The organism is Paenibacillus sp. 01T424 (assembly GCF_056398745.1).
Genome location: NZ_JBFTPZ010000023.1, coordinates 92618 through 109576, shown reverse-complemented (window position 1 = coordinate 109576; position 16959 = coordinate 92618). Strand labels below are relative to the sequence as shown.

At 46.8% G+C, this 16959-nt stretch carries 18 protein-coding genes; 14 read left to right on the top strand and 4 right to left on the bottom strand.

What is annotated here, in order from left to right; genetic code table 11:
* The coding region (locus AC1DPK_RS18235; protein WP_477511229.1) for a beta-galactosidase small subunit-related protein at positions 1–136 on the top strand (136 nt) is incomplete at its 5' end.
* A gap of 82 nt (positions 137–218) precedes the next feature.
* On the opposite strand, the gene AC1DPK_RS18230 is transcribed toward AC1DPK_RS18235, so the two are convergent.
* Positions 219–1088 (bottom strand): helix-turn-helix transcriptional regulator, encoded by an 870-nt coding sequence (locus AC1DPK_RS18230; RefSeq protein ID WP_477511227.1) that lies wholly within the window; start codon positions 1086–1088, stop codon positions 219–221.
* Positions 1089–1208: 120 nt separating this feature from the next.
* On the opposite strand from AC1DPK_RS18230, the gene AC1DPK_RS18225 reads away from it, so the two are divergent.
* The 8 genes from AC1DPK_RS18225 to AC1DPK_RS18190 all read left to right on the top strand — a co-directional run bounded on the left by AC1DPK_RS18225 (position 1209) and on the right by AC1DPK_RS18190 (position 8444).
* Positions 1209–2312, top strand: coding sequence for a glycoside hydrolase family 172 protein (locus tag AC1DPK_RS18225; protein WP_477511226.1), 1104 nt, complete (start codon positions 1209–1211; stop codon positions 2310–2312).
* 99 nt (positions 2313–2411) lie between these two features.
* The gene (locus tag AC1DPK_RS18220; protein ID WP_083682390.1) at positions 2412–2729 is read left to right on the top strand and encodes a Dabb family protein; all 318 of its coding nucleotides are present in this window, start codon (positions 2412–2414) and stop codon (positions 2727–2729) included.
* 31 nt (positions 2730–2760) lie between these two features.
* Positions 2761–3210 (top strand): nickel-responsive transcriptional regulator NikR, encoded by a 450-nt coding sequence (gene nikR / locus AC1DPK_RS18215; protein ID WP_339208511.1) that lies wholly within the window; start codon positions 2761–2763, stop codon positions 3208–3210.
* A 254-nt stretch (positions 3211–3464) separates the two neighbouring features.
* Positions 3465–5006, top strand: coding sequence for an ABC transporter substrate-binding protein (locus AC1DPK_RS18210; protein ID WP_477511228.1), 1542 nt, complete (start codon positions 3465–3467; stop codon positions 5004–5006).
* 21 nt (positions 5007–5027) lie between these two features.
* On the top strand, positions 5028–6023 hold the full coding sequence (locus AC1DPK_RS18205) for an ABC transporter permease (protein WP_441882088.1): 996 nt from the start codon (positions 5028–5030) through the stop codon (positions 6021–6023).
* Positions 6020–6880: an ABC transporter permease gene (locus AC1DPK_RS18200; protein ID WP_441882091.1), complete on the top strand. Its 861-nt coding sequence runs from the start codon at positions 6020–6022 to the stop codon at positions 6878–6880. The genes AC1DPK_RS18205 and AC1DPK_RS18200 overlap by 4 nt, the downstream gene beginning before the upstream one ends.
* A gap of 45 nt (positions 6881–6925) precedes the next feature.
* Entirely contained in the window at positions 6926–7849 is a 924-nt protein-coding gene (locus AC1DPK_RS18195; RefSeq protein WP_430061780.1) for an oligopeptide/dipeptide ABC transporter ATP-binding protein, read from the top strand.
* Entirely contained in the window at positions 7839–8444 is a 606-nt protein-coding gene (locus AC1DPK_RS18190; protein ID WP_477511225.1) for an ABC transporter ATP-binding protein, read from the top strand. The genes AC1DPK_RS18195 and AC1DPK_RS18190 overlap by 11 nt, the downstream gene beginning before the upstream one ends.
* On the opposite strand, the gene AC1DPK_RS18185 is transcribed toward AC1DPK_RS18190, so the two are convergent.
* The gene (locus AC1DPK_RS18185; protein WP_339209573.1) at positions 8441–9283 is read right to left on the bottom strand and encodes a helix-turn-helix transcriptional regulator; all 843 of its coding nucleotides are present in this window, start codon (positions 9281–9283) and stop codon (positions 8441–8443) included. The two genes, AC1DPK_RS18190 and AC1DPK_RS18185, sit on opposite strands and share 4 nt — an antisense overlap.
* A 127-nt stretch (positions 9284–9410) precedes the next feature.
* Between AC1DPK_RS18185 and fabF the strand changes: the two genes are divergently transcribed.
* The 3 genes from fabF (at position 9411) to AC1DPK_RS18170 (ending at position 12886) form a co-directional block, all read left to right on the top strand.
* Positions 9411–10649, top strand: coding sequence for a beta-ketoacyl-ACP synthase II (fabF, locus tag AC1DPK_RS18180; RefSeq protein WP_477511224.1), 1239 nt, complete (start codon positions 9411–9413; stop codon positions 10647–10649).
* 230 nt (positions 10650–10879) lie between these two features.
* Positions 10880–11959, top strand: a complete 1080-nt coding sequence (locus AC1DPK_RS18175; protein ID WP_477511223.1) for an AI-2E family transporter — start codon at positions 10880–10882, stop codon at positions 11957–11959.
* A gap of 96 nt (positions 11960–12055) precedes the next feature.
* The gene (locus AC1DPK_RS18170; protein WP_477511222.1) at positions 12056–12886 is read left to right on the top strand and encodes a uroporphyrinogen-III synthase; all 831 of its coding nucleotides are present in this window, start codon (positions 12056–12058) and stop codon (positions 12884–12886) included.
* Between the two features lie 55 nt (positions 12887–12941).
* Here the strand turns inward: AC1DPK_RS18170 and AC1DPK_RS18165 are convergent, their stop codons facing one another.
* The gene (locus AC1DPK_RS18165; RefSeq protein WP_477511221.1) at positions 12942–13832 is read right to left on the bottom strand and encodes a helix-turn-helix domain-containing protein; all 891 of its coding nucleotides are present in this window, start codon (positions 13830–13832) and stop codon (positions 12942–12944) included.
* Positions 13833–13994: 162 nt separating this feature from the next.
* On the opposite strand from AC1DPK_RS18165, the gene AC1DPK_RS18160 reads away from it, so the two are divergent.
* Positions 13995–15026, top strand: coding sequence for an alcohol dehydrogenase catalytic domain-containing protein (locus AC1DPK_RS18160; RefSeq protein ID WP_477511220.1), 1032 nt, complete (start codon positions 13995–13997; stop codon positions 15024–15026).
* Positions 15023–16006 (top strand): Gfo/Idh/MocA family protein, encoded by a 984-nt coding sequence (locus AC1DPK_RS18155; protein ID WP_477511219.1) that lies wholly within the window; start codon positions 15023–15025, stop codon positions 16004–16006. The genes AC1DPK_RS18160 and AC1DPK_RS18155 overlap by 4 nt, the downstream gene beginning before the upstream one ends.
* A 102-nt stretch (positions 16007–16108) precedes the next feature.
* On the opposite strand, the gene AC1DPK_RS18150 is transcribed toward AC1DPK_RS18155, so the two are convergent.
* Positions 16109–16804, bottom strand: coding sequence for a GntR family transcriptional regulator (locus AC1DPK_RS18150; protein ID WP_430061766.1), 696 nt, complete (start codon positions 16802–16804; stop codon positions 16109–16111).
* Positions 16805–16959: the final 155 nt, after the last annotated feature.

The following is a 16959-nucleotide window of genomic DNA, read 5'->3' as shown; positions in this document are numbered from 1 at the left end:
TTATACGGTAGTTACCGTAGCCGGCAGACAAATGGGTGTTGGCGGTGACGACAGCTGGGGTGCGCCAGTCCATGACGAATATCTCATTCCAGCAAATCAAGATTTGGCGTTTGAATTCAATATTCATCGCGTATAAGTTATGTTTATGAACAAGGCTATGTAAAATGAAGAGAGGCTGTCCCCAATGTAGATCATTCTACTTTAGGGGCAGCCTCTATTTATTTTTTCTGCCGATACTTGGAAGGACTGCAGCCTTCACTCCCTTTGAATGCGCGGCTGAAAGCATGAATGTTCGAATAGCCGAGCTGCTCAGCGATATCCTGCATCGGCAAATAAGTAAACTGAATCATCATTTTAGCTTTTTCAATACGGATCTGCTGATGATATTGAATCGGTGTTTGCTGAAACAGGTTTTTGAACAAATGGATCAAATGGAATTTGCTTATATGGAATCGCTCAGACAGCTCATCCAGCTTGATGCAGCGGTGCACGTTATGCTCGATGTATGAACGAACATCCGTAAGCAGCCCCAGCTGTCCATCACTTTTCGTTTTGCTGCCCCAATATTGCTCTCTCATGATGAGGGACAGAATCGCCAGCAAACAGCCTTTGATACGGATCTCATAAAAGGGAGGTTTCGTTTCGAATTCGCGAATCATTTCGAAGAGCGATTGTTCCAAAGGAAATGGGTCTCCAAGGCGAAAATGAGTAGGCATAAGAAACGGTGATGCGGATAGCTCATGATCACGAAACCAGCCCTTCTCCTTCGTATTCATCTGATGGAGCGGTTTAAAGGAAACGCCAACATCTTGGCTGTCAGGCTGAACATACAGATCAAAATGAACATGGGGCTGGCGGACTCTCGTTCCGCCAATATTTTGAATAGCGTGTCTTTGCCCGGGCTTAAAGAAGAAGCAGTCTCCAGCCTTTCCGTGATAGACAACATCCTCCACGGTTACGAGCATTTGACCCTCCATGAGGTATAGCAGTTCATAATCCCAAATAACCCGCTCATCCATCTTCCACGTAGGCTCCAGCACACTGTCCATAGCCACCCGAATATAGGGGGACAGTTTATCGACCTGCATATCGATCACCTCAGCAATTTATGATAAACAACTTAACAATAAAAGGTAAGGGATAATCATATCTATCATTATATAATAGGCTCGATAATAAACAATAATTGATACATGAGGTGATGGACTATGCTGCAGCAGCACGGACTAGGATTTGGTTTATCCTCCGCTCCGCTCGTCACGAATGCGCGTACCCGATCCATTTCAGCAGAAAATGTGAATGGTGAGAAGGGGCAAGGCGGTAAAGAAGCGAGCAACTTGGGCATTGGAAGAAAAGGCAGGCCTGCCATAACACTGGGTCAAGGTGAAGAAGTGACGCTTGCCCATATTCAAGGGACGGGAGTAATTCAACATTTCTGGATTACTGTCGCGGACAAAACAGGCAGAGGGCATGCGGCACAATACGTGCTTCGTGATCTTATTCTGCGCATGTACTGGGATGATGAGACGAGCCCATCGGTGGACGTTCCGCTCGGTGATTTTTTCTGCAATGGCTTCGGTGTGCGAACCAACGTTCATTCCCTTCCAATTGCTGTCGTTCCGACGGGCGGCATGAACTGTTATATTCCAATGCCGTTCCGGAAATCGGCGAAAATCACGATTGTAAATCAGCATGCTGCTAACATAGATGGTTTTTTCTATACGTTTAATTATTCGCTCGTTGATGAGCTGCCAGAGAATGCAGCGTATTTTCACGCGCAGTGGCGCCGTGAGAAAGTGACGGAAATAGGCAAAGACTATACGATTCTGGATAATGTCAAAGGTGCAGGACAATATATCGGCACATACCTTGCATGGGCCGCACTCGAGCGGAACTGGTGGGGAGAAGGCGAGATCAAATTTTATATGGATGGCGATCAAGATTGGCCTACGATTTGTGGAACGGGCACGGAGGATTATGTGGGAGGCGCATGGTGCTTCAGCAATACACGGACAAATGAACCCGAATCGTATTCCACGGCGTATTTGGGCTATAAGTTTTACAAGGAAACGACGGAGGTCGACCCTTGGTATGGTCATAATGTACCCATGCACGGCATGTACCGCTGGCATCTGCCCGATCCGATTCGATTTGAAAATGATCTGCGTGTGACGATTCAGCAAATCGGTCACGACCATACGAAGCTGTTCGAACGCTCCGACGACATTTCATCCGTAGCCTATTGGTATCAGATGGAGCCGCATGCCCCATTTCCTCAGCTGCCCCCGGCTAATGAGCGATGGCCGAGGTAAGCATAAGGCAGTGAATACATTCGTGATAACAATAGAATAGAAGTCCATGATATGATAGGGAGAACGTCGTATTTTACAAAAGAAAGGAGTTATTCGAATATGTACGAGCATCTCGTATCATTTAAGTTTAAAGAGAAGCTTTCTAGCACCAAAGAACAAGAGCTGCTGAGCGCTCTTTATTCCTTGCAAACAGAAGTTCCAGGCATCATTGAATTGACTGCAGGCTGTAATGCAACGACAGAAACGGATAATATTCAAGGTTACACACTGGGCTTGCGAGTTACCTTTAAAGATCAGCAGTCTTTGCTCGACTACGGTCCACATCCTGCACATCAGCATTTTGTAGGTTTGCTGGACGGGCTGCTTGATAACGTAATCGTTGTTGATTATCCTATCTTGAATAAACCGATCAACTAGATGTCGAATCTGAAGCAGGCAGGGTGAGCAAATGGCTGAAAAGGAAGAGCTGGTTCGGTTTGGCGTGTCCTTTCCGGCACCGCTGATTGATCAATTTGATCGATATACAGACGAACTTGGCTATCATAATCGATCGGAAGCCATTCGTGATTTGGTTAGGCGAGCCTTGCTTGAGCCAACTCGAATGAACGGTCAGGAGCATGTTGCAGGTACGATTGTTCTCGTATATGATCACCATGTCAGTGATTTACCCGTTGTTCTGATGGAGGTGCAGCATCGCTTTCATCATGATATTATTTCCAACATGCATGTCCACTTAAATCATGATCAATGCTTGGAGGTTATCGTCGTGAGAGGACAGCTGTCGCGCCTGCGGTCGCTGCATCAGCAGATTCAAGCACAGAAGGGCGTCATTTATGCCGAGCTCTCCGTTACTTATGCGGATAAACATGATTCTGCCAAAGAGCATACTCATACTTGAGATCGGAAGCTGTTATATTTGAATCTATCAATAGGGTTGTACAAATAAGAGGATTTCTAACATGTCGACGCTGTCGATGTTAGGTCCTCTTTTTTTTCTGGCGTTTTTTGAGCGAATTTTGAAGAAAAAGGATGAAACTCTATCAAAGTCGTGTTACACTATCACATAATCGTGTTACTTAATGTAACGCCACAGGAGGGGTTGGGTTGAAAACTATCGTTTCAGCTATCACTTATGCAATCATTGTTGTATTCATCATCACAGGATGCAGCGGCGTGAAGCCGGCAGACACTACTGCCAAAACAGATGAGCTAATTGTTGCGGTAGGATCAGAGCCGGACACCGGTTTTGATCCGATTAAGGGCTGGGGACGGTACGGCTCTCCGCTGTTCCAAAGTACACTGCTTAAACGAGATGATGATTTGAATATTGTGAAGGATTTGGCTGCTGACTATCACGTAAGCGAGGATGGCAAGTCGTGGACGGTCAAGCTGCGGGAGGATGTCGTATTCTCCGACGGAAAGCCGTTAACCTCAGAGGATGTGAAGTTTACATTCGATACAGCTTCCAGCAATGGAGCTGCGATTGATCTCACTAATTTAGCAAACGTAGAAGCAGGAAATAACGAAGTTGTGTTTCATTTAAAGAAACCGCAATCGACATTTGTTTATTATCTTATAACGACAGGTATTGTAYCTAAACATGCTTATTCGAGCAGTTATGCGGAAAACCCGATCGGCTCAGGTCCGTTTACATTCGTACAATGGGATCGCGGACAGCAGCTAATCGTAAAGGCAAACGCAAACTATTACGGAGACAAGCCGTATTTTCAGAAACTGACTTTCTTATTTTTAAATGAAGACGGCGCATTCGCGGCGGCAAAGGCTGGAAGCGTTGATCTTGCTTATATACCGTCCACGTTTAGCAAACAAAAGGTTGCTGGCATGCGGATTGAAGCAGTAAAAACAGTAGATAACCGCGGAATAGCATTCCCCTATGTCAAAGCTGGCGGCAAAACGGAAGAAGGTTATCCCATTGGAAATGATGTAACCGCAGATAAAGCAATACGCCTGGCTATCAATACAGTAATTGATCGTCAGCAGCTGGTCGATGGCATTTTGGACGGACATGGCTCACCTGCCTATACAGCGAATGATGGTCTTCCATGGTGGAATGATGAGACGAAGGTCAAGGATAATGATGCTGCTGCAGCCGCAAAAATATTAGCGGATGGAGGCTGGGTGGACAGCGATGGTGATGGTATCGTCGAAAAAGGGACGTTAAAAGCACAGTTTACACTTCTGTATCCTTCAAGTGACGTTACACGGCAATCGTTAGCGCTGGCTGCGGCGGAAATGGTGAAAGCTGCCGGCATTCACATTTTAGTTGAAGGTAAAAGCTGGGACGAGCTTGAGAAGCTGATGCATTCGAATGCTATGCTGCTAGGCTGGGGAAGTCATGACCCGCTCGAAATGTACAATCTATACAGCAGCACATTTGGTGGCGTTGACTATTACAATACGGGTTATTACAGCAACCAGACCGTGGATCAGCTGTTTGAACAAGCATTGGACGCACGTACGGAGGAAGAAGCACAGGCCTATTGGAAAAAAGCGCAATGGGATGGACAAACGGGACTGAGTGCAAAAGGCGATGCTCCATGGGCATGGCTCGTAAATATTGATCATTTGTTTCTCGTGAAGGACAAGCTTAATATCGGAAAGCAGCGTATTCAGCCGCATGGTCACGGATGGCCTGTAACGGACAATATTGAGAGCTGGCGCTGGGAAGAGTAACGGGCGGGAGAGGTTGTCAGCATGCTACAGGGGGTTATTGTTTTTGTAGGGAAAAAGTTTATCCGATTAATTGCGCTGCTTGCATCGGTCAGCATCATTACTTTTGCGCTTGTTGCTTTATCGCCGATTGATCCCGTGCAATCGTATATTGGAGCAGATGTCATGCGTGTCGGTGCAGAGCAAAGGGAGCAGATTGCTGCTTATTGGGGACTTGATCGACCATTCGCTGAACGATTTATAAAATGGGCGTCTGCTCTGCTGCAAGGAGATATGGGCACCTCAATGATATACAGAGAGGCTGTAACGAAGGTGATTGCGGATCGTTTCTTGCACTCGGTACTGCTCATGGCATTCGCATGGACGCTGTCAGGCATTATTGGGTTTGCCGCTGGCGTGGCCGCAGCTATAAAGAAGGATTCATGGTTGGATCGGTTGATCAAAAGCTATTGTTATACGCTGGCTTCGACGCCTGCCTTTTGGATCGGCCTGCTGCTTATGATGGTATTTGCTGTATGGCTCGGCTGGCTGCCAGTAGGGCTTGGTGTTCCTGCTGGGGTATTGGCAGGGAGCGTAACGGCTGCCGATTATATTCGTCATATGATTTTGCCAGGTATTACTCTGAGTGTCGTGGGCATCGCACCGATTGCACTCCATACACGCCAGAAGCTGATTGATGTGATGGAAAGCGATTATTATTTGTTTGCCAGAGCACGAGGTGAATATGGTGTGAGTTTGTTTCTTAGACATGGTCTTCGCAACATTGCATTGCCTGCGATTACGCTGCAGTTTGCTTCATTTGGCGAATTGTTCGGTGGAGCTGTTCTTGCAGAGCAGGTGTTTTCTTATCCGGGACTCGGTCAAGCGACGGTAGAAGCGGGTCTTCGCGGTGATGTGCCGCTGCTTATGGGGCTTGTCTTATGCAGTACGATCTTTGTATTCACTGGCAATGCGATAGCTGATTATTTTTACCGTATGGTTGATCCAAGGCTGAGGTACGGGAAGGAGGCGCAAGGATGAATCAGCTTACGATTTTACAGAAACCAGCTGCTCGGAAGCGTTCAAACGAACGGCGACGAATGCTTATATCGGCAATAGGTGCAGCGCTTCTGCTTGTAAGCATCGGCATAGGTAGCTGGCTTCTTGATTCATCGGGACTTTCAGTTCAGCTGAATAATCGGAACTTGCCTCCCTCGCTAACTCATTTGTTCGGAACCGATTGGCTGGGGAGGGATATGCTTTCCCGCACCGTAAAGGGACTGGCACTTAGCATTCAAGTTGGGCTGCTCGGTTCGATTTCCAGTGTATTTATTGCAGCGATGATGGGATTGATGGCGGCAACGCTTGGGAAGACAGCTGATCGCATTATTTCCTGGCTTATTGATGTTTTTCTAAGCGTACCTCATCTCGTATTGCTTATATTGATAGCTTTTGTTTGCGGGGGCGGCCTTAAAGGGGTAGCCATCGGCATCATGTTGACGCATTGGCCAAGCCTTGCTCGAGTGATTCGCGCGGAGGCGATGCAGCTCATGTCAGCGGAATATGTGCTAGTTGCGAGGAAGCTCGGAAGATCACGTTTGTCTGTTGCTGCGAGGCACTTATCACCGCATTTATTTCCGCAGTTGTTGGTTGGTTTTCTGCTGTTGTTCCCACATGCTGTGCTGCATGAAGCGGCGATAACCTTCCTTGGCCTTGGCATGTCACCGCATCAGCCCGCAATAGGAATTATCCTTTCTGAATCCATGCGTTACTTATCGACGGGAATGTGGTGGCTTGCGTTATTTCCGGGACTCGGATTGCTGCTGACTGTACGCGCGTTTGATAAGCTAGGCAACCATTTGCGGCTGCTCATTGACCCGCGGAATGCTCAGCTATGACGCTAAAGGAAGGCAATATTGATCAATATGGAGGGAGGTGCCCATATGCCGCTGCTGGAGGTGAATAAACTATCCATTTCCTTTATGCACTATGTGAAAGGCAGCTCGCAGGAACAGGTTTCGATTATTGATGAGCTGGATTTCGCGATAAATGAAGGTGAAATCGTAGCCGTCGTTGGAGCGAGCGGATCGGGAAAAAGCCTGCTCGCTCATGCGATTATGGGCATTTTGCCTAAAAATGTTGTGATGACCGGAAGCATCTCATACGGCGGAGAAGTGCTGAATGAAGCTAAGCTTAAGCGCTACCGCGGTAAGGAAATTGCCTTAGTACCGCAATCGGTAAGCTTCCTTAATCCGTTAATGCGAGTAGGCAAGCAGCTGCGCACGCGCGAAGATGGCGCTGAGCAGCTTCAGGAACGGAGAGGGTTATTTGCGCGGCTTCAGCTTGGAGCACATGTGGAGAGGCTGTTTCCCTTTCAGCTCTCAGGAGGCATGGCTCGTAAGGTGCTTGTCTCTACGGCAGCGCTGGAAAGAACAAGGCTGATCATTGCAGATGAACCTACGCCAGGCATGCATCCGGATGATGTTACAGAGGCGCTCGGCCACTTCAAGCAGCTCGCTGAAGGCGGCTGTGCCGTGTTGTTTATTACACATGATATTGAAGCGGCTCTTCGAATTGCCGATAAGGTCGCTATATTTTATGCGGGAACCGCTGTTGAGGTCGCTTCGGCCAAAGATTTTCACGGAAATGGTGAGCAGCTTAGGCATCCATACAGCCGCGCCTTGTGGCGTGCGCTTCCTCAAAATGGTTTCGAACCGCTGGCCGGGACGCAGCCTGCAAGGAGTTCTGCGATTTCAGGCTGTCTCTTTGCTGAACGCTGCAGCTTGGCTACAGAACGATGTGTTGACAGCAGGCCGGCGGCTCGCAGCCTTCGAAGTGGAATGGTGAGGTGTGTTCATGCGACTTGAAGGAAGGAATCTCGGCTGGCGTTATGCGGACGGTCCTTGGTTGTTTAAAGATTTTAGCATTTCGATACAGTCAGGAGAGGTCGTCGGCCTTATTGGACCTAGCGGGAGCGGAAAAACGTCGTTAGGCCGATTATTGGCTGGTTATTTGAACCCTATTGCAGGAGAAGTGTCGGTTGATGGACGGAGTAAGAGTAATAAAGGCTCTGATCCTGTCCAAATGATTTTTCAGCATCCAGAGCGCGCGGTTAATCCAAGATGGCGGTTGGCAAAAACAATGACTGAAGGTTGGTCCCCGGATGCTGCGCTGCTTGAAGCGTTAGGCATTAAGGAACAGTGGCTGCGTCGTTATCCAAATGAGCTGTCAGGCGGAGAGCTCCAGCGCTGCTGTATTGCGAGAGCTCTCGGACCAGATACCAAATTTCTCATCGCAGATGAAATGACGACCATGCTTGATGCAATTACGCAGGCGCAAATATGGCATAAGATGCTTGAAATTGTCCGAGCTCGCCAAATGGGCTTGCTTATCATTAGTCATGATCATGCGCTTGTAAACAAAATTTGCAATCGAACGATTTCATTTCCAAGCCAGCGCTAATCTTGTCCGCCCATTAGTCTGCGCAGCTTAGCTTCGGTTGATGTTTCAGGTGCAGGCGTATAGACGCTGCATCGTAGATCGGTATTTCCCTTTACTTGAAATGAGGTCAGGTGAAACAACATCTTTCCGACTCGTGCATGTCGAAATTCCAGCAATACATCTGGAGCAGAGCTGACCTGGCTTTGCTCCCAAAGATATTGAAACTCCGGATGGCTTCGCTTCATTTCATCAATAAACCGCTCATACCAATCATCCTGCACATATTGACCGTAATAGGCGCGAAAGATAGCTAGAAATCCCCCTACAAAATGCTCCCAATTTCCCGCTAGCCTGCGGAATTCTTTCCTTGTGAACAATAACTCAATCATATTTCGCTGTTCAGCTGGAATTTGGTCAAAGTCCATAAAGACATGCGAGGCGGCCTCGTTCCAACCGACGATTTGGCAGCGCCGATCGGATATTATGGTTGGACAGAAGCGGAGCTCCTTTAAAATTCTTTTTAAAGAGGGCGTAATTTCGGTCTGCTCCTCATTAATAGGCAGAGCGCTATAACCGGAACCGAGGGCGAGGGCGTACAAATATTCCCGTTCATCGTCATTTAACTGCAGAGCCGCCGCAACACAATCCAGAACAGACGCCGATACTTGAATATCTCTGCCTTGTTCTAGCCAGGTATACCAAGTTGTGCTGACGCCAGCAAGCTGAGCGACCTCCTCACGTCGTAAACCAGGTGTTCTCCGCCGTGTTCCGATAGGGAAACCAACGTCCTCCGGCATGATTTTGGCACGCTTTGATTTTAGAAAGGATGATAATGCTTGTAGTCTCGTCTCTCGATTAATCATGATTTCCATCTCCGTACTCTCTTTATAGTAGTACTCATTATACTATAATAAACAACAACTTGTAATAGGATAAAGAGTATGACAAACTACTACCCATAAAGGATTTTGCGAAGGAGGAAATAAGATGGAACGTGTCGTCATTACGGGGATGGGTGTCATCTCGCCGCTAGGGAACAGTGTGGAGCGTTTTTGGGACGGATTGGTGCATGGACAATCTGGTATTTCCACGATTGATACATTTGATGTAAGCAAACATAAATCGAAAATTGCAGGTGTCGTAAGAGATTTTGATGGAGAAGCTTTATTTGGGAAAAAAGAAGCCCGTCGGATGGATCGGTTTAGCCAGTTTGCGATAGCAGCTGCTGAACAAGCGCTGGAGGATGCAGCACTTAAGGTTGAAGAGACAGATCGGGAACGTGTTGGTGTTTATGTAGGCTCTGGCATCGGCGGCATACAGACGCTGCTTGACCAAGCTGAAGTGCTGCATGATCGAGGGCCAGATCGTGTTAGTCCAACGCTTGTTCCGATGATGATTGCGAATATGGCAGCGGCGATGATCAGTATTCGGTTCGGTACGCAGGGGCCGTCGATGGCGCCAGTTACCGCATGCTCGATTGGGAATACCGCAATTGGTGAGGCTTGGCGGCTTATTCGATCAGGCAGCGCAGATGTCGTTATTGCAGGAGGAACGGAAGCGGCAGTGACGGATATTTCACTCGCGAGCTTCGGCAATGCAACATCGGTATCAACGCGGAATGAAGCACCAGCTTCGGCAAGCAGACCCTTTGATGCAGGGCGCGACGGCTTTGTTATGGCCGAAGGAGCAGGCATTCTCATACTCGAATCACTGTCACATGCGCAGCAAAGAGGAGCCCGCATTCATGCGGAGGTTATCGGCTATGGCGCCAGTTCAGATGCGTATCATATGGTCGCGACTCATCCCGAGGGTATTGGTGCTTATCAGGCGATGAAGCATGCGCTGAGGGAAGCTGGCTTGGAGCCTAATCAAATTGATTTAATAAGCGCACATGCCACCAGTACGGAAATCGGAGACCGTTCCGAAACGGCAGCCATTAAGAAGCTGTTTGGTGACCTCGCGTATCAAATTCCGGTGACAGCTAACAAATCGATGACAGGTCATATGCTTGGTGCAGCTGGCGGAGTAGAGGCTATCGCACTCGTGAAGAGCATGCAGGAGGGGATTATCCCGCCAACGATCAATCAAGAACAACCAGATCCAATTTGTGATCTTGATTATGTGCCAAACGTTGCGCGCGAAGCTGAGATTAATATAGCGATGTCCAATTCCTTCGGCTTCGGCGGTCATAATGCCGTAATTATTTTGAAGAAATTTCAGGCTTGAACATGATGTAATATCGTAAATTTTCTTAATTCCAAAAATAAAGCAAGAGCTGGGTCGGCGGATTACTGCCGTTAACCCAGCTTTTTTTATTTTGTAATAAATTCGAGTGTGATTGCGGGCAGCAGGGAGAAAAAACCAGTACTCCAAACGATTCAATTCATGAGAGGAAGGGTAAAGGTTATGTAACCTATAGATGACAAGATCAGTTAAAAAGAGAAGAAGGTGCAGGCATGGCCAGACATAATCGATTTTTTAGATGGTGTTTCACGATTATTTTGGTATTAATTATTATTTATTTGGGGTCGCGCGTTTCATTTATATTTAAACCTGTGCTTTCCTTATTCAGTATGATTATCGTTCCGCTTATGCTGGCAGGCTTTTTTTATTACTTGCTGCGCCCGCTCGTCAATGTGATGGAGCGGCATAAGGTTAATCGTACGCTCGCAATTTTACTTATTTATTTGATTTTCGCCATTATGATGGTTGGCTTCAGCATCTTGGTATGGCCTTCCTTGCGTACGCAGCTCAATAATTTGGTTGAAAATGCACCCGCTTTGTTTACTACTTTAAGCGAGCAAGTTGCAGAGCTTGAGCATAATGGGTTTTTATCGTCCTTTTTGCCGCAGGATTCGAATCTGTTATCTAAGCTTACGGAGTATTTGAACAAAGGCTTTACGGTATTTACAGAATATTTGACCGGGCTCTTTTCTTTTTTCTCAAATTTCGCGATTGTGCTCATAACGTTCCCGATTCTACTGTTCTATATGCTGAAGGAAGGCGGGAAGTTTGGTGAACAAATTGTAAGCTTTATACCCAAAAGGTTCCGTATCCACGGTAAAGAGGTCATGGACGATATCGATCATATGCTCAGCAGCTTTATCGTTGGCAGAGTTATCGTGAATGTAGCACTCGGAGTTCTCATGTATGTAGGTTTTCTAATTATTGATTTGCCTTATGCGATGCTGCTGACCGTAGTTGCCGTCATCTTGAACTTTATTCCGTTTATCGGATCATTCCTATCTTCCATCCCGATTGTCATCATCGGCTTCATCGAAGCGCCGTCAATCGCGATCTGGTCTATTGTCATTATTACAGTAGCGCAGCAAATTCAGGATAATCTTATATCGCCCYATGTTTTCGGGAAGCAGCTTGATATTCATCCGATGACGACGATCATCTTGGTGCTCATGGGCGGAGATATTGCAGGAATTTTAGGCATACTACTTATTATTCCGGTGTATATGATTTTGAAAATCGTTTATAGCAAAGTTTACGAGCTGTTCTTCAAGCAGAAATGGGAAAATGCTTAACTGAGATTGTCACATAATGGGTGCGTATTATGGCATCATCTGTTATAATGACGTCGGCTAAGGCAAATTTACCGAAAGTACGGTGGCTTGATAACGATGGGGATAAACGCATTGCAAGGGAAACAAATCGTAATTGCTGGATCTCGGAAAACGGATGAGATGTGCATGGTTATTGAAAAACAAGGCGGCGTTCCAATTGTGCGTTCGCTTCAAGGCTTGACGATGTTTGATGAAGCGCTGTTGGAAGAGCCATTGCGAAACTTCGCTGAGCAAGGCGCGGATTGGGTTATTTTGACGACAGGCATGGGATCGGATCAGATCGTCAACACAGCCGACAGCATCGGCATTAAACAAGCGGTGCTTGGTAGGCTGGCTGAGGCGAAAATTGCGACAAGAGGCTACAAAACGTCTGCATTTCTTAAACGTTCAGACCTGAAAGCGATCGTTAGCACGGATGATGGAACGATGGATGGACTCATAGAAAACCTCGAAGCCTTTGATTTTGAAGGGCAAAGGGTGTGGATACAGCTTCATGGCGAGCCAGCTCCGAAACTAGTGCGTTTTCTCGAAAATAAGGGTACTTCGCAAGTAGAAGCGGTGCTGCCCTATAAGCATGTTCCGCCGGATGCTGCTACAGTCGAGCTGCTGCTTAGCGAGCTTTCTGCCGGCACGGTCGATACGGTCTGCTTCACGACTGCGGTGCAGGTGCACTATTTGTTCAAGCATGCAATCGAATCGGGCCGCAAGGAGCTTTTGTTGAACATCTTTAATCAGCATATCGTGGCTGCCGCAGTAGGTAAAGTAACGGCTGCAGTTTTGAAGGAGTACGGCGTGGAAAGAATCATCGTTCCCGAGCTGGAGCGAATGGGCGCATTAGTAATTGAAATTGGACGTTATTATGAGCGTACTGAAGGCAAGGAAGTATAAATATATTGAAGAGGCAGTCTCAAACACGTAATCGGTGTTTTAGACTGCCTTTATTTTATGAAAAGGATTTTTCTTGCGCATTTCTGAATTCCCTTGGTGATAGGCCATAACTTTTCTTGAACGCTTTCGAGAAATGTGAGGCGTTGGCGAATCCGCAATACTCCGCAATTAAGTCGAGCTTAAGTCCGGTTGTGGCTAACAGCTCGCTTGCTTTCTCCAAACGTAAATGAACGAGAAACTGATGGGGCGTTGCTCCAAAATAGTGATGAAAAATAACGTTGAAATGGGATTCGGAATATCCTGCATGCTTCGCCATCGACTCCACCGTGATTGTTCCAGATAGGTGAAAGGAAATAAAAGCTTTCATCTTTGTTACGAACTGCTGATCCTCGAATGCCAAAGAGCCTGTCGTCTCAAAGTCGCCGATTAATAGAAGGAGCAGCTCCATTGCCAGCTTTTGGGCATGCAGCACGTTTTGTATGTCGTTGTGGCTAAAATGCTCAATCATTTGGTTCAGCAGCTTTTTGAACGATTCTGGATGTCGCGGCTTCAGCTTGACGGGCAGCTGCAGGTTTGGAAATTCGTTTAACTGCGGCTGCTTCAAATCCGAATACGGCTCCAAGTTTGTCTGGCCGGGCGTCGTTACAAAGCTTCTTTCTCGGTTCGGATTATAAAAAAAATCAAGATGAGTGTTTGGTACTACGCAGCTCCCATATCCTCTCGTTGTGAAGAGCATTCCAGGCTGAATAAGTGCAAAGTCGCCAGGTAGCAGCTCATATTCAACCCCCTCAACCGTAAGCAAATAACGGCCTTCTTCCATATATAAAAACAAATAATCGAGCAGACGCCGTTCACCTTGAAAAAATGACGTTTCTTTAAAGCGATAGCAAAGCCGTATAAACGGCAGCACGGGATGGTCATTCCAGTTATGCAGCTGCGTATTCATTCCTAATTGCCTCCAATTCATACGATTAGTGAGATCATTATCATTGTTTTTGACAAGTTATTTCGATGTTTTTTACATGATTACCTTTATTATTAGCTTTATTATAGAGGTAAGCAATAGAAACTATCGAGGATAATGACATGAAAATGGAGGGGTATACGAATGAGCTTAATGATACCTGACGTGATGAGTGCACCAAGATTTTTGGGAAACGGGAAAATTGACTATATCGAGAAATCGGTGCCTGCCCCTGGACCAGGCCAGCTGCTGCTCCAGGTCAAAGCAAACGCTTTATGCGGATCAGAGCGTGGACAGTTCTACAGCGGTTCTGAAGCGACGCCTGGTCATGAGGCAGCAGGCATCGTTGTCGCAGCAGGCACAAATACCAAAACGGATCTAGGTACACATGGCGTTGTTTTCTTAATGGATTTTTGCGGGCAATGCCGCAGCTGCAAGCGAGGGTACACGAACCAATGCTTAAGCAAGCGTGCAGATTATGGCTTCTCTCATGATGGCGGTTACGGGCCTTATATGGTCGTGAACGAAAATGTGTTTTTTGCTGTGGATGCTGCCATTCCGTTGGCAGAAGCAACGATATTGCTTGATATCATGGGGACAGGCGGTCATGCGATTCGCAGAGCGCAGCTTGTGCATGGTGATATCGAATCCATCCTTATCGCCGGTGCAGGTCCGATTGGTCTAGCGGTGCTGGCGATGGCGAAGCTGCTGCTGGGCAAAGAGCTGCCTGTATTCATTATGGATTTTACACCGTATCGTTTAGAACTCGCAGAGAGAATGGGTGCTATTCCGATCCATTTGGGGGAAACAACACTTGAAGCGGGATTGGCAGCCGCAGGCTTGGGCCGTATAGATGCAGCATTCGATACGAGCGGTAGAACAACAGCTCGCGAAGCAGCTTTGCATGCACTGAATCATCGCGGTGTACTCGTATGCATTGGTCATGGCGAGCAGCTAAATTTGCAAGTATCCTCCGATTTGATAGCAACAGAGAGAGCCGTGCTTGGCAGTGAGTATTTTCCGTTTAGCGAGCTAGAGGCTAATCATCGTTTGATGGGTGAACACCTGCCATACTTAAGTCAAATCATCACGCACCGTTTTGGACCACAATCGATGCAAGAAGCATTTGAGTTGTTTTTCAAAGGGAATACGGGAAAGGTGGTCATTGAGCAATGAGCAGTGAGGGGCGAGTGAAGGTTGCCTTAATCGGGGCTGGTGGCTGGGGATACCACCATGCTCGTATTTTTAATGCGCGTAAGGATGTTGATTTTTGTGCCGTTGTTGGACGAGATGCTGACCGAACCAGGGCAAGAGCAGATGAGTTTGGGACAAATGCCTATACGAGCATCGCGGAGATGCTGGAGACGGAACGGCCTGACCTCGTCAGCTTATGCTTGCCGAATCAAGGACATTTTGATGCGACCTTGCAGGTTATTCAAGCAGGTGTTCCATTATTGGTGGAAAAGCCGCTCGTATTTGATCTAGGGGAAGCTGATTTATTACTTGCGGAAGCAGCGAAGCGGGAGCTGTTTTTTGCGATTAATTTTAATCACCGCTATGCGACAGCTGTTCATAAGGCTAAAGAAGCGATGGATGCGGGACAGTTAGGAGAGCTTATATTCGCTTCTTGGCGATTTGGCGGTGAAGGAACAAGTGATCATCCGCACGGCAACTTAATCGAAACCCAGTGTCACGGATTTGATATGCTTGAGCATTTATGCGGCCCGATTGCATCGGTGATGGCACAAATGACAGATAAAACCGGAAACGGTTTCTCTACCATGGCATTAGCACTGCAATTTCAATCCGGCGCAGTAGGAACACTGCTCGGATCTTATGACTCCTCGTATGCATACGCACAGACTCATGCGATGGAGCTTAATGGCTTAAAGGGCAGAGTGACCATTGAAGATACAGTGAAGAAATTTACGTTTCAACGCTCGGGCAGCGAAACAGCCGAAGTATGGCAAGCGGGTTACTTCAATGATAAGGAGCGAGAATTCCATCTTACGTTCGACAAACATTTTGAACATTTGCTCGGTGCATTTCGTGCGGGTGAAGCACCGCCAATTCACGCTGCGGCGGGGCGCAGAGCGCTTCAGCTAGCCCATGCAGCGATTGAATCATTCCAGACGGGGCAACGGATTCAGACGTAGAGCATGCTATGGAAGGATCGGTTTAACTAAAAAAAGTGATTAAGCGACTTACTGGTCGGCTTAATCACTTTTTTGGTTATCATCAGATGTGGTACGGATCGCTCAAAGAATTTTGTCCAGATGCTCAAGAGGCCTATTTAAATTAAGCTTCATCAAACGTGAGGCTTCTTCACCATTACGTGCTTCAAGCGCTTGGATGATGTACTCATGATCCGCTGCAGCCGTATGGGTCTCCCAGCTCGGACGTTTGAAGAAAATATATTTGTATCTTCTTATATGTAATTGAAGCGAGGAGCAGAAGGTGAGTATATGCTGATTATTGGCAATTTGCAGTATCGTTTCATGAAACTCTTCATCATATTCCATCGCTTCATAGAGCTGCTCTTCACTAACTTTTTCATTAAAGCTGGCATTAATAGCACGCAGCTGTTCAATATGCTCTGGTTGAATATTGTCGGCAGCAAGCTCAGCTGCTAATGCTTGAAGGGCTGTAAGGGGCGCATACAGCTTAAGGATATCTTCCTTGGCTAGCGTCGTGACTCGCGTCTCTTTTCCAGGAAACATTTGAATGAGTCCTTGAACCTCAAGCAATTGAAAGGCTTCCCTAATCGGTGTGCGGCTGACGCCAAGTGCCTCGGCAAGCTCTGAATCGTTAAGCTTCTCACCGGGCTGAAGCGTGCCGTCGATAATCCATTTTTGCAGCTGGCTTAAGGTACGCTCCTTGGCGGATAGTCTAACGGGTGTTGAATAATCAGTTGGAATAGGCAGAGGGGATCCTCCTTTATTTTTTGGTTTCATTATGAAAGTGATAGGATAACAGTTTCGACAATATATAATATATCGCAGGATCATTCATTGAAGCAAATGCCAAAAATTTTAAAAAGGAATTTATTGCTTTTATTTGCTTAAGGAAATATAATATGCGATATATTACATATTACATTCTTTTTGGA